This window comes from Rhizobium sp. 862_C5_N1_2, from assembly GCF_051811205.1.
Lineage (GTDB): Bacteria > Pseudomonadota > Alphaproteobacteria > Rhizobiales > Rhizobiaceae > Rhizobium > Rhizobium leguminosarum.
The window spans coordinates 1,134,060-1,147,156 of sequence record NZ_JBPWPT010000001.1; the positions used below are offsets into that span (position 1 = coordinate 1,134,060).

At 59.8% G+C, this 13,097-nt stretch carries 13 protein-coding genes; 9 read left to right on the forward strand and 4 right to left on the reverse strand.

Annotation, left to right across the window (positions count from 1 at the left end):
* The first annotated feature begins 21 nt into the window (after nucleotides 1-21).
* From ACD590_RS05745 to ACD590_RS05775, 7 genes are all read left to right on the forward strand, one after another.
* Nucleotides 22-1,164, forward strand: a complete 1,143-nt coding sequence (locus tag ACD590_RS05745; RefSeq protein ID WP_113543779.1) for a pilus assembly protein — start codon at nucleotides 22-24, stop codon at nucleotides 1,162-1,164.
* Nucleotides 1,161-1,733 carry a L,D-transpeptidase gene (locus tag ACD590_RS05750; protein WP_113543780.1) on the forward strand — a complete coding sequence of 191 codons (573 nt, stop codon included), beginning with the start codon at nucleotides 1,161-1,163 and terminating at the stop codon, nucleotides 1,731-1,733. Before ACD590_RS05745 ends, ACD590_RS05750 begins: the two co-directional genes overlap by 4 nt.
* Before the next feature lie 19 nt (nucleotides 1,734-1,752).
* Nucleotides 1,753-3,201: a CpaF family protein gene (locus ACD590_RS05755; protein WP_113543781.1), complete on the forward strand. Its 1,449-nt coding sequence runs from the start codon at nucleotides 1,753-1,755 to the stop codon at nucleotides 3,199-3,201.
* On the forward strand, nucleotides 3,198-4,151 hold the full coding sequence (locus ACD590_RS05760; protein ID WP_113543782.1) for a type II secretion system F family protein: 954 nt from the start codon (nucleotides 3,198-3,200) through the stop codon (nucleotides 4,149-4,151). Before ACD590_RS05755 ends, ACD590_RS05760 begins: the two co-directional genes overlap by 4 nt.
* A 7-nt stretch (nucleotides 4,152-4,158) precedes the next feature.
* Nucleotides 4,159-5,103, forward strand: a complete 945-nt coding sequence (locus ACD590_RS05765) for a type II secretion system F family protein (RefSeq protein WP_113543783.1) — start codon at nucleotides 4,159-4,161, stop codon at nucleotides 5,101-5,103.
* A gap of 15 nt (nucleotides 5,104-5,118) precedes the next feature.
* Nucleotides 5,119-6,423 carry an AAA family ATPase gene (locus ACD590_RS05770; RefSeq protein ID WP_130759533.1) on the forward strand — a complete coding sequence of 435 codons (1,305 nt, stop codon included), beginning with the start codon at nucleotides 5,119-5,121 and terminating at the stop codon, nucleotides 6,421-6,423.
* A 79-nt stretch (nucleotides 6,424-6,502) separates the two neighbouring features.
* Nucleotides 6,503-7,063: a hypothetical protein gene (locus tag ACD590_RS05775; protein WP_130759534.1), complete on the forward strand. Its 561-nt coding sequence runs from the start codon at nucleotides 6,503-6,505 to the stop codon at nucleotides 7,061-7,063.
* 118 nt (nucleotides 7,064-7,181) lie between these two features.
* Here the strand turns inward: ACD590_RS05775 and ACD590_RS05780 are convergent, their stop codons facing one another.
* Nucleotides 7,182-7,703 carry a tetratricopeptide repeat protein gene (locus tag ACD590_RS05780; RefSeq protein ID WP_130759535.1) on the reverse strand — a complete coding sequence of 174 codons (522 nt, stop codon included), beginning with the start codon at nucleotides 7,701-7,703 and terminating at the stop codon, nucleotides 7,182-7,184.
* Between the two features lie 258 nt (nucleotides 7,704-7,961).
* Between ACD590_RS05780 and ACD590_RS05785 the strand changes: the two genes are divergently transcribed.
* Nucleotides 7,962-8,462: a hypothetical protein gene (locus tag ACD590_RS05785; RefSeq protein WP_130759536.1), complete on the forward strand. Its 501-nt coding sequence runs from the start codon at nucleotides 7,962-7,964 to the stop codon at nucleotides 8,460-8,462.
* 77 nt (nucleotides 8,463-8,539) lie between these two features.
* On the opposite strand, the gene ACD590_RS05790 is transcribed toward ACD590_RS05785, so the two are convergent.
* Nucleotides 8,540-8,671 (reverse strand): hypothetical protein, encoded by a 132-nt coding sequence (locus ACD590_RS05790; protein ID WP_281052007.1) that lies wholly within the window; start codon nucleotides 8,669-8,671, stop codon nucleotides 8,540-8,542.
* A 57-nt stretch (nucleotides 8,672-8,728) separates the two neighbouring features.
* On the opposite strand from ACD590_RS05790, the gene ACD590_RS05795 reads away from it, so the two are divergent.
* A complete protein-coding gene (locus tag ACD590_RS05795) occupies nucleotides 8,729-10,096 on the forward strand; it encodes an aspartate aminotransferase family protein (protein WP_439002306.1) in 1,368 nt (455 codons plus the stop codon).
* Between the two features lie 6 nt (nucleotides 10,097-10,102).
* On the opposite strand, the gene ACD590_RS05800 is transcribed toward ACD590_RS05795, so the two are convergent.
* Together ACD590_RS05800 and ACD590_RS05805 are read right to left on the reverse strand one after the other, a co-directional pair.
* Nucleotides 10,103-11,590, reverse strand: coding sequence for an ArnT family glycosyltransferase (locus ACD590_RS05800; RefSeq protein ID WP_130759537.1), 1,488 nt, complete (start codon nucleotides 11,588-11,590; stop codon nucleotides 10,103-10,105).
* A gap of 1 nt (nucleotide 11,591) precedes the next feature.
* Nucleotides 11,592-13,091 carry a glycosyltransferase family 39 protein gene (locus tag ACD590_RS05805; RefSeq protein ID WP_130759538.1) on the reverse strand — a complete coding sequence of 500 codons (1,500 nt, stop codon included), beginning with the start codon at nucleotides 13,089-13,091 and terminating at the stop codon, nucleotides 11,592-11,594.
* Nucleotides 13,092-13,097: the final 6 nt, after the last annotated feature.

Sequence of the window (13,097 nt, forward strand, 5' to 3'; positions counted from 1 at the left end):
AAGTATGCGTAGGAAAGCGAAATGACAGCTCACATGAACATTGCCGCATCCACCAAGATCCTGGTTCTCTCCGACGACGCGGCTGCAGCGAGCTTCATGCTCGATACGTTCGGGTCGCTTTCGCGTTACGATGTCCGCCATCTCTCGCTGAAGGCGCTCGGAGAAAAGGGCCGGTTCGATCCGACGCAGTTCGACCTGATCGTTCTCGACGTCGACAACGGGAAATTGCTGCACCAGCCGGAGCTCTTCGCGTTTCGCACCACCTATCGGGACATTCCGCTCGTCGTCGTTTCCGAAGAGCTGCCGGACGACATGCTGCGGCTGCTCTTCCGCCTGAACGGCAATGACTGGCTGAAGAAGCCGCTCGAGCGCCGCGCACTGATCGACATGATTTCGACCCATGCGCCAGGCACTGGGGCCAGCGACAGCCGGGTGCATGCCGTGGTCTCAGCCGTCGGTGGCGCGGGCGCCAGCATGATCGCTTCGTCGCTTGCGCATGCGCTGGCCCAGCCGACCAAGAACTCGACGCCGCGGGTTGACTTGTTCGACACGGATTTTTGCTCCGGGATGCTTGGCTATTATCTCAACCTCGTCAACGACTACGACTTAAAACCAGTCATCGCCAATCCTTCCCGGGTCGATCTGGAATTCATCGATCTGGTTCGAAAGCGTCATTCGGGCGGCTTTTCACTGCTGTCCTTCAAGCAGCCAGCAGTCCTTCTGGCACCCAAGGGCCGGGAACTCGTGCTGCGTATGCTCGACGTGGCCGCCTTCGAGAGCGACCACACGATCATCGACATTCCCTATTATGACACGCCGTGGAAATACGAGGTGCTCAGCTCGGTCAACAGCATCTGCATCGTCACCGAAATGACGGTCCCTGCGCTTTCTCAAGCCAAGGATTTGTTTGCCAATCTGGTACGGCTGCGCGGCAGCTCGGATCAGATATTCATCGTCATCAACAAATACCGCAGCAAGCTTTTCGGCCTCGGCCTGCGCCGACAACAAACGGAGAAGATCTTCAAGGAGATCCCGACGCATGTCATTGCGGATGACTGGGATACTCTGAGCGAGGCAGTCAACCGCGGCGTGCTGCCATTTCAAGTGAATTCCCGGGCGCGCTTCTGCGGCGCGGTCGGCAAACTTGGAGCACTGGTGCGATGACGGCGATCGACAGTGGGCGCATAAGGTCCCGCGCCGCCGATGTCGGTCTTGCGGTTTTGGCAATTCTGGCCGCTGTCGGAAACGCTGCGGCAGGCGGGCTTGTGCCGCGAAGCCTTGGGCCGACGACAAGCGCCGTGGTGACGATCGAAAAAAGCTATGCGGCTGGGACAATCGTCATCGTCAGCGGCAATCGTACGCTGGATCTCGTCATCTCCGAAGGACGCGCGATCCGTTACAAAATCGGAGTCGGACGAGACGGATTTCGCTGGAGCGGTACCGTCAAGGTTGGACGCAAGGCAGAGTGGCCTGACTGGCGCCCGCCTGCCGAGATGAAGGCGCGCTCAGCCGGACTTCCGGACCTGGTACCTGCCGGACCGCTTAATCCATTGGGTGCTCGCGGGATCTATCTCTACAAGGGCGGGACCGACACGCTCTACCGCATTCATGGAACGAACGAGCAGTCGACGGTCGGCGGTTTCGCGTCATCGGGCTGTTTTCGCATGAGCAATGCCGACGTCATCGATCTCTATGAGAGGGTGAAAGTCGGCTCCACGGTCATTGTAAAGTAATAGTTCAGGGGCGGGAAACATGGCGAACGGTATCATGGGGCGTTTCTACAAGCAGCGGGAGCCGGAAAGCCGGGAACATCTGGATGCGGCCGAACTGTCTTTGGTCGGCGCAGTTGAGAACATACCTGCCCAGCCGGCCTCTGACAGCGCCACAGCGAGTGGCGAAGAGGCTTCGTTCGGGCCGGACATGGTTTCCGAGCGGGTCAATCTGCACCGCTTCCTGCTCGATCGCATCAACCTCGGGATCCTCGACACACTCGATAACGAGGAGATCGCCACCGAGATCCGGCCGTTGGTCAAGGACTATATTCGGAGTAACAACTTTCCGCTGAATGCCAAGGAAATCAATGATCTGATCCGCGATATCACCGACGAGATGCTTGGGTTGGGACCGATCGAGCCGCTGCTGGCCGATGACACGATCGCAGATATTCTCATCAACGGCTACAACAGCGTCTATGTCGAGCGTAGCGGCAAGCTCGAGAGCACCGCCGTGCGGTTCAAAGACGAGGATCACCTGCTTCGGGTGATCAACAAGATCGTCTCGGCGGTTGGCCGCCGTGTCGACGAGTCAACGCCGATGGTTGACGCGCGCCTCAAGGATGGCTCGCGTGTCAACGTCGCCATCAGGCCGATTTCTGTCGATGGACCGCTCGTTTCCATTCGCAAATTCACGCGTAAGCCGCTGACAATGGAGCGCCTCGTGCAATATGGCGCTATGGCCGATGCGATGCGCATCCTTCTCAGCGCCGCGGTCAAGGGAAAGGTGTCCATGGTCATTTCAGGCGGCACCGGTTCTGGCAAGACCACCTTGCTGAACGCCCTCTCGTCGCAGATTTCTCCAAGGGAGCGCCTGATCACCATCGAGGATGCGGCCGAGCTTCAACTGCAGCAGCCACATGTCGGGCGTTTGGAAACCCGACCGCCGACGCTCGACGGCCGCAACGAGATCCGGCAACGCGAGCTTTTGAAGAACGCCCTGCGCATGCGTCCCGACCGCATCATCGTCGGCGAAGTACGCGGCGACGAGGCGTTCGACATGCTGCAGGCGATGAATACCGGTCACGAGGGGTCGATGACGACCATTCACGCCAACACGCCGCGCGACGCCGTCGGCCGGCTTGAGCAGATGGTCGGCATGGCAGGGATGCCGATGTCGCAGTTGAGCATTCGCTCGCAGATCTCGTCCGCCATCACCATGATTGTGCAGGTCCAGCGCCTGAGCGACGGCAGCCGCAAGGTCGTCTCGATTTCCGAGATCACCGGCATGGAAGGCGAAGTCGTGCAGATGCAGGAGATTATGAAATTTAAGAAAATCGGCACCGATGAAGGCGGGCGGATTCATGGAGAATTCCGCGCCACCGGCATCCGCCCGCGGTTCGTCGAGGAATTTGCCGAACTCGGGATCGAGATCCCTTTGACGATTTTTGATCCCGGCAAACCGCTGCAAACGGGACCTGTCCAATGACCCTGACTCTCCTTTATGCGGCCGTTTTCACCGCCGCCCTGGTTGCTGTCGAAGCGATCATGCGCGGCTACTTCAAGAGCTCCGAACGACACCGCGCCGTGAACCATCGGCTGAGCTTGCTCGAGGTCAGCGATGATCATCGTAAGACCTATAGCGATATGCTGAAGGAGCGCGGTGCCGGCGACAGTTGGCGGCAAACCCCCATCATGCAGCGGCTGCTGCAGTTTTACGCCCAGTCGGGAATCAAGTTCGATGCCAGGCGATTTGCTCTCTTCGCGATCGCGGGCGCCCTTTTGACGTGGCTGGCCGTTCGGTTCCTCGTGCCGAGCACTTTGTTTAGGATCCCCGTCTTTCTCTTGATCGGCCTCCTCATCCCTGCACTCGTCGTCTGGCGCGCCCGGGCGCGCCGCATGAGAAAATTCGAACTTAAGCTTCCTGAAGCGCTCGATGTCGCCAATCGCAGCTTGGCCGCCGGCCACCCGCTGCCGGCGGCGATTTCTTTGGTGGCACGCGAGATGCCTGATCCGATCGGCACCGAGTTCGGCCTCCTCTCGGATGAACTCACCTACGGCGTGACGCTGGACGATGCCCTTGTCAACTTGGCGGACCGGGTCGGCGTCGAGGATCTGAACCTGCTTGCGATATCGCTGAGCGTACAGGCCGGAACCGGCGGAAACCTCGTGGAGATCTTGCAGAACCTTTCGAAGACGCTGCGAGACCGGACGATGCTGAAGGCAAAGGTCAAGGCGATTTCCTCGGAAGGACGCATCACGGCGATCTTCATGTCGGTCTATCCGTTTCTGCTCTACGCGATGATCAAGGCGTTGTCGCCGACCTACTTCGATCCCCTCTGGGATAGCGGCCACGGAACCGTCGTGGTGAGCGCGCTGCTGGCCGTCATGGCGATCGGGAATGTCATTCTCTACAAGATGGTCAACTTCGAGTACTGAGGCGGTCATGTCGAGTGAGTATGGAATTTACCTCATCGTCTTCTTTGCAGTGCTGATATTTTCTGCAGCTGCATCGGAATTGTTTTTTCGACAGCGCGAGGTCTCGGTTCGGGTGTCGAAGAGCTCGGCGGCATCAGGCGAGGAGTTCCAGCTTGGCGATACGACGATTGCCGATCTCGGCGAGGCGGAAAACCGCCTGATCCGTCGCTATTTCGAGATTACTCGACGTGACACGAATGTGAACTCCACCCAGAACCGGCTGATCCGGGCGGGGTATTTCGCTGCCGGCGCCGTGACCGCCTTCCAGGTGGTTCGCGCGATGGTCTGTATCAGCGTGCTGGTCGCGGCGGTCTGGGTTTTAAACCGGGTCGCGCCGGACATGTCGCGGATGGCGACGCTGATCGTTGCCATGTTTGCTGCGGGCATGACCTTCATTCTGGTCAACATCTATATCGACCGGCGTGGTGCCGCCAAGGAGAGGGAGTACCGCCGCCTCTTTCCCGATTTCATGGATATGCTGATCGTCTGCCTCGATGCGGGCATGAGCATCGAGGCGGCGGCGAACCGTGTTGCCCGGGAATTCGTTGCCAAGCAGCAGGACTTCGGCCTGCATCTCTCGATCATGATGCTGGAAGTGCGGGGCGGCCGGCGATTGCGCGAGGCGCTCGCGAACCTCGCTATCCGCCTGAGGATTGACGAAGCCCGGGCCCTTTCCGTTCTGTTTCGCCAATCGGAAGAGCTCGGGACCAGCGTAACGCAGACGCTGCGGGTCTACTGCAAGGAAATGCGCGACCTCCGTATTGTTCGCGCCGAGGAAAAGGCAAACGCCCTGCCGGTCAAGATGCTGCTGCCGCTCGGCGCGTTTCTATTTCCGGTAAGCCTCATCATAGTTCTCGTTCCCATTGTTATCCGTGTCGTCAGTCTTCTCATCGGCATGAAACCCGGCGGTTGAGCCAAGCGAGGTCATATGCAGTATTCGCTCGAACAGAATCGTAAGGATGCCATCATTTCCCTCGATCCGCGTATGCCAATGGCACCGGCAAGCATAGAACAAACCGGACTGGATCCGTCGTTCCTGCTTCGGCTGGCGTCAAAATGCGCGGCCGAGCAGGATACAACCACGGCATCTCATCTGGCTGACCGCATGAAATTGCCGAAAGTGATCGTCAATATCCTGATCAAGGAGCTCGTGAAACTCGCATACCTCGAGGCTCGCGGCTTGGCTGGTGAGGATGTGAGATCCGATATTCGATATGCGCTTTCCATGAAGGGGTTCGAATATGCCCACGCGGCGTCGCGTCAATGCCAATATGTCGGGCCGGCGCCGGTGTCGCTGGACGCGTTCTGCCGGCAGGTAGCTTTGCAGTCCATCCATTACGAGCGCGTGACCCCGGAGCGGCTGAACGACAGCCTTGACGGGCTGGTGCTCTCGGACGCCTTGGTCGAAAAGCTCGGCCCGGCCATCAACTCCGGTCGCTCTATCCTGCTTTACGGACCACCCGGCAACGGAAAGACGAGCATCGCCGAGCGGACGTCGCAACTGTTCCGCCAAACAATCTGGGTGCCCTATGCCATCGAGGTCGGCGGCCATGTCATCAGTTTCTATGACGAAGCAGTGCATCACCCCGTATCGGAGGCTGACACGGAATCCCATCCGAAAGCGGATCAACGATGGATCGAATGCCGCCGTCCGGTGATCAAGACGGGCGGGGAATTGACCCTCGATCAGCTCGACCTCACCTTCAACGAAGGACCGAATGTCTACGAAGCGCCCATACACTTGAAGGCGTCCGGCGGCGTTTTCATCATCGACGACTTCGGGCGCCAACAAGTGGCGCCGCAGGCGCTCATCAATCGCTGGATTGTGCCGCTCGAGCGCGGATATGACTTCCTGACGCTGCACACCGGCAAGAAATTCAGGGTACCCTTTGACGAGCTGGTGGTGTTTTCGACGAATATCGCACCGAAGGACCTTTCCGACGAGGCGGGCTTGCGGCGGCTCAAATACAAGATCTTTGTGAACACTCCGTCGCGCGACGAATATATCAGAATTTTCAAATCCTATGCCAGCGGCGCCGGATTGGCTGTCTGTGATCCAGACCTGAACCTGTTCTACGATCGCAAGTACAACGGCGATGTGCTGGCGTCTTGCTACCATCCGAAATATCTTCTGGATTTCGTCTGTTCTTACTGCGATTTCAACGGGATAGCAGGAAACGCTTCGCTCGATATGCTCGAACGGGCGTGGGAAGGTGTATTTACGTCGGAATGATTGCGGGCTTGTCACTGACACGGCGTCTTCCTGGACAATGTGTCCAACGCAGATTTGATGACTTACGGGGAGTAAACGAATGACTAGCATTCCGGGCATTGAGGTCGAAGCAGACCGCGCAATACCAAGCAATTTGCGAGTGATAGAGCAGCGGGGCTCAAAAAGCTCGCTATTCGTCGGTTTGCTGCTGATGCTCTTGCCTGTGAATGCTGGCGTTCTCGTCTATACCGCCAAAAACTCAGCCGATGTTCGCGAGAGCCGCGAGACCATCGCCGCGCTTAAGAGGTCCATCGATGGTCTGAGGGGACAGATGGAAAAGCAGTCGCGCAACATCGCGGATAATGCCAAGGCTGACGAAGTCGCACTTATCCGCCAGGGGATGGATGAGCTGCAAAAGACTATGATGAACGAACGGCGAAACGACACAAGTGGTCTTCGGATGGGTTCAGCTTTGGTCCTTAGCGCACCCGGCAAGGAGCCAGCACAATTTTTCGCACCCCGTGCCGTGCCGGCGGAAGCTCAAGCTTCGGATAGCAGCCTTGCGTCCCTCGAAGCCGGGGGCATTGCCGTCAGTGACCTGCCGCGTTACGAGCGCACACTCTCGCCGGAAGGCCAGCTCATCCTTCGGAAGGCCCGGTAAACACCGCGTTCGCCGAAATCTCCAAAGCAATCGGTGGATGCTGCCAGGGGGCGCCGATGCTCGCAATGCGCCAGGGCAATCTCATCTCGACCCAGATTGCCGATCGCTGCAGGGTCCATCACCGCTGAGCGTAATTTACGCTGTTCTTCATCAATTCGAGATTACGGGCAGTGACTTCGTTTCCGGGATCAAGCTCATAGGCTTTCAGGAAATACCGTCTGGCAGTGCGCAAGTCACCGCGTAAAAGGTGAGAATATCCGATATTGTTGTAGTAGACCGGGGTGTTGCCGATCATTCGCGAGAGTTGCTGGTAGGCGCGGTCGGACGTGTCGAAGCGGGCAACCATGTCAGCGGATGCTGCTAAGCCCAGCCAAGCGGCCGGATCCTGCGGAAAAACGTCGACTGCTCGCTTGTAAATGGCGTAAGATTTTCCGTAGTTCTTTTCCTGAAATTGCAGTTTGCCGGTGGTTATCAACTCGTCGTTCTTATAGAAGGCGACGGCTGAGTCATCCTCGAGGGTCTTTGCACTATCGCCATAAGCAGCCAGACCATCAACGCTGGATGACTGGCAACCAGCTAAAATCGCTCCAGTCGCTATCAAAAACGCAATGCATTTAGTTCCGGCTCTGATCTGCAACATTGGCAATTTGATCCCCCATCAGACATTCTTACCTGAGACTCGGATGTGTTCACCGAAAATCATCGTAAAAAAAAGCTAACAACTCAAGAATTTGAGCAAATAGTCGCAAAAAAGCGACAGATGCGGTCTTCGACGGAATGCGACAGTATGATAAAACGCCTGCTATCTGAAGTAGGCATCATCTGCCGCGTGACTCCTTGAGTGGAAATCAATCAACGTCGCCTATCCGGCTCGTCAGGTCAAAGGATGGAACGCCGTATGCGGATCGCTATTTTCACGCTGATGCGACTTGGGCCATCGCTGGCTTATGCGATAGCATCGATCTTCGTTCTCAGCATACCGCTCTTGGAAAGCCACCCCTCAAGTGCCACCGCCTGGTGGCTGTATATGACAATACTTCCGGTTATGCGCGAGCCCACCTATCTGCTTTTGGCGGTACCCGGCGTTGGAATTTGGAGCGCCACGGTCCTGTTGATGCTGGCATCGATTTTCGGGGTTCGTGTGGCCATGCAGCCGCAAAGACACCACCGTTCAGGCTTCATCCATGCCCATATTGCGCTGATCGCGACCGGTCTAACTATGGGGCGGGCAGCCGTTGGCCAGGCCGGCCTTTCCGACTTTGCGCTGCCTCAATTTCAACGAGGCGACTGGTCGTTCCTGCCGCTATCCCAACCGCTTGGGACCTCCCTTTTCATATCCGTGTTTTTGGCTTGCATTTGCTGCCACTTAACAGTCATCAAGCGTGCAATATCGGCGTGATGGAAAAGGGTTGAACCGCCCCGCCGGAGGCGCGGCAAGACGTACCTCGAGTTGCGGCAGCGCAGGCAATACCGGCTCTAGCCAAGGCGCAGGAGAAGCCGAAGCTTGGCGCAGCCGCCTTGAAGATTTTCGGTTTCGCCCGGATCGCCGCCATCGGCCTTGCCGTCTATCCTGTAGCTTGCCATGACCTTGAAAATCCTCCGGGACAAGGCCAAGCTCCCATCCCATCGACATCAGCCTTTCAATCCGCGAGGGTCTTTACCACCATGCCCGATACCTACCCACCCTCGAACCTGGCGGCGATCGACGCCGCACACCACCTGCATCCCTTCGCCGACATGAAGAAGCTGAATGCCGAGGGAACGCGCATTATCCAGCGCGGCGAGGGCGTCCACATCTTCGACAATCACGGCAGGAAATATCTCGACGGCTTCGCCGGCCTCTGGTGCGTCAATATCGGCTATGGCCGCCGGGAGATCACGGATGCGGTCGCAAGGCAGATGAACGAGCTGCCCTATTACAACACCTTCTTCGGCACGACCTCGGCGCCGGCGACCCTGCTTGCGCAAAAGGTCACCTCCCATGCCGGCCAGCGTTTCAACCACATATTCTTCACCGGCTCCGGCTCGGAGGCGAACGACACCTGGTTTCGCATGGCACGTGTCTATTGGAGCGCCGTCGGCAAGCCGTCGAAGAAGATCGTGATATCGAGGAAGAACGGTTATCACGGCTCCACCGTCGCCGGCGCCAGTCTCGGCGGCATGAAATACATGCACGAGCAGGGCGATCTGCCGATACCTGGTATCGTCCATATCGGCCAGCCCTACTGGTACGGCGAGGGGGGCGATCTCACGCCCGCCGAATTCGGTCTCAAGGTCGCCCGCGAGCTCGAAGCGAAGATCGATGAGCTGGGCGAGGAGAATGTCGCAGCCTTCGTCGCCGAGCCGGTGCAGGGGGCGGCCGGCGTCATCATCCCACCGGAAACCTACTGGCCGGAGATCGACCGCATCTGCAAGGCGCGCAATGTCCTGCTGGTGACCGACGAGGTGATCTGCGGTTTCGGCCGGCTGGGCGCCTGGTTCGGCCACCAGCATTTCGGCGTCGAGCCCGATCTGGCGCCGATCGCCAAGGGGCTTTCCTCCGGTTACCTGCCAATCGGTGGCGTGCTCGTCAGCGACCGCATCGCCGATGTGCTGATCAACGAGGTCGGCGACTTCAATCATGGCTTCACCTATTCCGGCCACCCGGTCTGCGCCGCCGCCGCACTCGAGAACCTGCGCATCATCGAAGAGGAAAGACTGGTCGAACGGGTGCGCGATGATATCGGACCCTATTTCGGCAAGGCCTGGGCAGCGCTCGCTGAACATGATCTCGTCGGTGAGGCCGACAGCATCGGCCTGATGGGCGGCCTGCAGCTTGCCGCCGAGAAGAGCACGCGCACACGTTATGCCAACCCCGATCAGGTCGGTGCGCTGGTGCGCAACCACGCGCTGGCGAACGGCCTCGTCCTGCGCGCCACCGGCGACCGCATGCTCGCCTCGCCGCCGCTCGTCATCAGCCACGCAGAGGTGGACGAGATGGCGAGGATCACCCGATTGGCGCTGGATTTGGCCTGGAAGGAACTGAAATCCTGATTTCGCTCAGCCCGGCTGATTGACCCAGGCATAGCCGAAACGGTAGCTGTCGCCGCCGCGCCGATAGAAATAGGGCACGTCGATCACCGACGCCTGCGGTGCGGACGCGCCGAGATTGGCCTGCAGCCATTCAGCCATATCAGGCGGAAGCGCTTCGCTGCCCCCCTTCTGCGGGAGGAGCCACACGAGGAGAAGCGGTCGCCGACCTGCAAGATCCGGGTGGAAGCCGGGATAATCCACGGAGAGGACCGGCACGCCGGGAATATCCTGCCTGAGATTGCCGGCGAGCAGGCTGTCCCCGGCAAGGACCGCCGCCGGTTCGGCCTGCTTGCGCAAGTTTTCCAGCATGCCGGCATAGGGCCTGTTCAGCCGCTCGTAATGGCCGGTGAAGCGTGCAGTCGCGACGCTTCCGTAAAGGGCCGCCGGCACACCGATCATGATGACGGCGACGATGGGCATAAAACGCCGGAATGCCCTGTCTGTCGCGACGCCTGCCGCCTCGATCTTCAGGCAGAAATAGAGCGGCAGGATGAAGAGCATCGGCACCAGCCAGCGATCCTTGATGCCGGCCGCGCCGCCGAAGACGATCAGAAGCAGAATGCCGGCCAAGAAGACGAGCATCATCCGCTCGAGCAGCCGCGTCCATTCCGAACCGGAGCCGAGTGTCGGACGAAGGCTCTTACCGAAGACGAGCGCGAATACCGCCGCGGTCAATCCGGCAAAGCTGATGATGGCGAGAGCCAGTGAACTGACGCCCATGGCCACCTGGGTGAGATAGCTCGCATGGCCGCTCGCGGTCATCTTCTCCAGGGTGCGTGCGGTGGCGAAATCGAGATTGTCCTTCAGCCAGAAGAGATGCGGCAGGATGATGACGAGCGCCACCGCCGCCGTCAGCATCAGTCGCCAGTCGAAGATCCGCGGCCGCAGGCGCGCATCCGAAAGCGCGGCAATCAGGGCTGCCGCCGGCAAGATCGCGAAATTATATTTAGCGAGCAGGCCGAAACCGATGCCGATGCCGGCGATGAGATAGGAGGCGAGGCTCGGCTGCTTCAGGCTGCGGATGAAGCCGTAGAAGAAGATGCTGGCCGAGAAGAACACGGCGACCGTATGCGTCAGGTCGCGCTGCATCTCGAAAGCCATCTGCGGGATCGTCAGCAGCCCGAGCGTGGTGATCGCCACCAGCGCCTTGTCGCGCAGGATAAGCCGCGCGGTCAGGCCGTAGAGCACGTAGGAGCTGAACAGCAGTAGGTTCTTCACCACCGAAAGGGCGGTTAGCGAGACACCGGCGAACTGGAAGACGGTGTATTGCAGCCAGTTGTAGAAGGGCGGCTGCGGGCCGTAGCCGGCGGCAAGCCATTGCGAGCGGAAGACCTGTTCGGCCTCGTCGAGATCGAGAGAATGCGAGGTTGCGAGCCGCACGCCGACCTGAAGCACGAAATAGGCCGCCAGCAGGGCAAAGATCCAACTGATGTCGCGACGGTTGCTCTCGGTCATTCTATTTGCTCTCCGGCCGAACCCAGGCGTAACCGAGCGCGAAATTGTCGCCCTGGCGGCCGAAATAATAGGGAAGCGACAGCGAGCCGATCTCCTGCAGCGCGATGCCGGCCGCCGTCAGCGCTGATGAAAACCGCTCCGGCATGATCGCATCGGCAGCCGTCGCCGTTTTCTTGCCGCGCCAGACGATGAGCACCGGCCCCTTGGCCTCGGCATAGGCCGGAATGCCCGGTGCCGGAAAATCCGGGATCACCACCGGCACATCGGGAAATTGCAGCCGCATGTTTCCGCCGATATAGGGGTCGGAAGCGATCACAAGTGCGGGTTGCGCCTGTCGCGTCATTTCGCGCGAAAAGCCCGCCATCGGCACATTCGGCCGGCTGTAGGTGCCGATCAGCCCGGCGCCGACGACACGGAAACCGAGGGCGATCAGCACGCAGGCCATCAGCACCGGCAGCACCGGCCGGAAGCGGCGCAGCCCGGCGGAAAGGTCGAGCCCGGCCGCCTGCATCTTCGCCAGGAAATAGATCGGCAGCACCAGCAGGAACGGGTCGAGCCAGCGCTCGCGAACCGTGGTGGAGCCGGTGAAAAGCACGATGAGAGCAATGCCGGCGAGACTTGCGAGCATCATCCGCTCCATCATCCCCGTCCAGCGGTTGCCCGCCGAAAGCGCCCGGACAAAATCCCGGCGAAAGGTGGCGGCGAAGATCAGCACCGGCAGCGCCGCAAAGGCGATGATGGCGACGAGAAAGGCGACAAGGCCTTTGCCGATCCGCACGGCGCCGGCCGGTTCGCTGCCGGCGGCCATCTTGACCAGAGTGTCGGAGGAGGCGAATGCGAGATTGCCCTGCAGCCAGACCGCGTGCGGCAGGACGATGACGAGTGCGACAGTGATCGCCGCCAGCATGCGCCAGTCGAGCGCCCTGCGCCGCCATTCGGCATCGGGCAGGATGGCGATCAAAGCGACGACAGGCATCAGCGCGAAATTATATTTCGAGATCAGCCCGATGCCGGTCGCAAGCCCGAGCAGGAGATAGCTGCCGATATCGGGCCGGTCGAGCGTGCGGAAGAAGCCGTAGAGAAAAAGCGAGCTGGCAAAGAGCAGCGCCGTCGTGTGGGTCAGGTCCTGCTGGGCCATGTAGGAGACCTGGGGCAGGGTGATCAGCGCCAGCATAGCGACGGCGGCAAGCGCCTGATCCTTCAGCGCCCGCCGCCCGGCAAGGCCGTAGAAGAGATAGGATAGGAATAGCAGGATGTTCTTCGGGACAACAAGCGCGCCGATCGACATGCCGGCCACCGAAACGACGGCATATTGCATCCAGTTGTAGAAAGGTGGCTGCGGGCCGTAGCCGGCCAGCAGATATTGCGAGAAGAAGGACTGCTCGGCCTCGTCGAGCTCCAGCGAATGCGGAAGCGCGATGCGCAGCGCGATGTTGAGCACGAAATAGGCTGCAAGCAGCAGGCCTGCGGTTCTGATCGTGCTCGTCACGCGCTCCAGCATCGTGCT

What these genes read in the sequence shown, in the direction of transcription:
- ACD590_RS05745 (WP_113543779.1), top strand. Translation starts at nt 22, where the DNA reads ATGACAGCTCACATGAACATTGCCGCATCCACCAAGATCCTGGTTCTC.
- ACD590_RS05750 (WP_113543780.1), top strand. Translation starts at nt 1,161, where the DNA reads ATGACGGCGATCGACAGTGGGCGCATAAGGTCCCGCGCCGCCGATGTC.
- ACD590_RS05755 (WP_113543781.1), top strand. Translation starts at nt 1,753, where the DNA reads ATGGCGAACGGTATCATGGGGCGTTTCTACAAGCAGCGGGAGCCGGAA.
- ACD590_RS05760 (WP_113543782.1), top strand. Translation starts at nt 3,198, where the DNA reads ATGACCCTGACTCTCCTTTATGCGGCCGTTTTCACCGCCGCCCTGGTT.
- ACD590_RS05765 (WP_113543783.1), top strand. Translation starts at nt 4,159, where the DNA reads ATGTCGAGTGAGTATGGAATTTACCTCATCGTCTTCTTTGCAGTGCTG.
- ACD590_RS05770 (WP_130759533.1), top strand. Translation starts at nt 5,119, where the DNA reads ATGCAGTATTCGCTCGAACAGAATCGTAAGGATGCCATCATTTCCCTC.
- ACD590_RS05775 (WP_130759534.1), top strand. Translation starts at nt 6,503, where the DNA reads ATGACTAGCATTCCGGGCATTGAGGTCGAAGCAGACCGCGCAATACCA.
- ACD590_RS05780 (WP_130759535.1), bottom strand. Translation starts at nt 7,703, where the DNA reads ATGTTGCAGATCAGAGCCGGAACTAAATGCATTGCGTTTTTGATAGCG.
- ACD590_RS05785 (WP_130759536.1), top strand. Translation starts at nt 7,962, where the DNA reads ATGCGGATCGCTATTTTCACGCTGATGCGACTTGGGCCATCGCTGGCT.
- ACD590_RS05795 (WP_439002306.1), top strand. Translation starts at nt 8,729, where the DNA reads ATGCCCGATACCTACCCACCCTCGAACCTGGCGGCGATCGACGCCGCA.
- ACD590_RS05800 (WP_130759537.1), bottom strand. Translation starts at nt 11,590, where the DNA reads ATGACCGAGAGCAACCGTCGCGACATCAGTTGGATCTTTGCCCTGCTG.
- ACD590_RS05805 (WP_130759538.1), bottom strand. Translation starts at nt 13,091, where the DNA reads ATGCTGGAGCGCGTGACGAGCACGATCAGAACCGCAGGCCTGCTGCTT.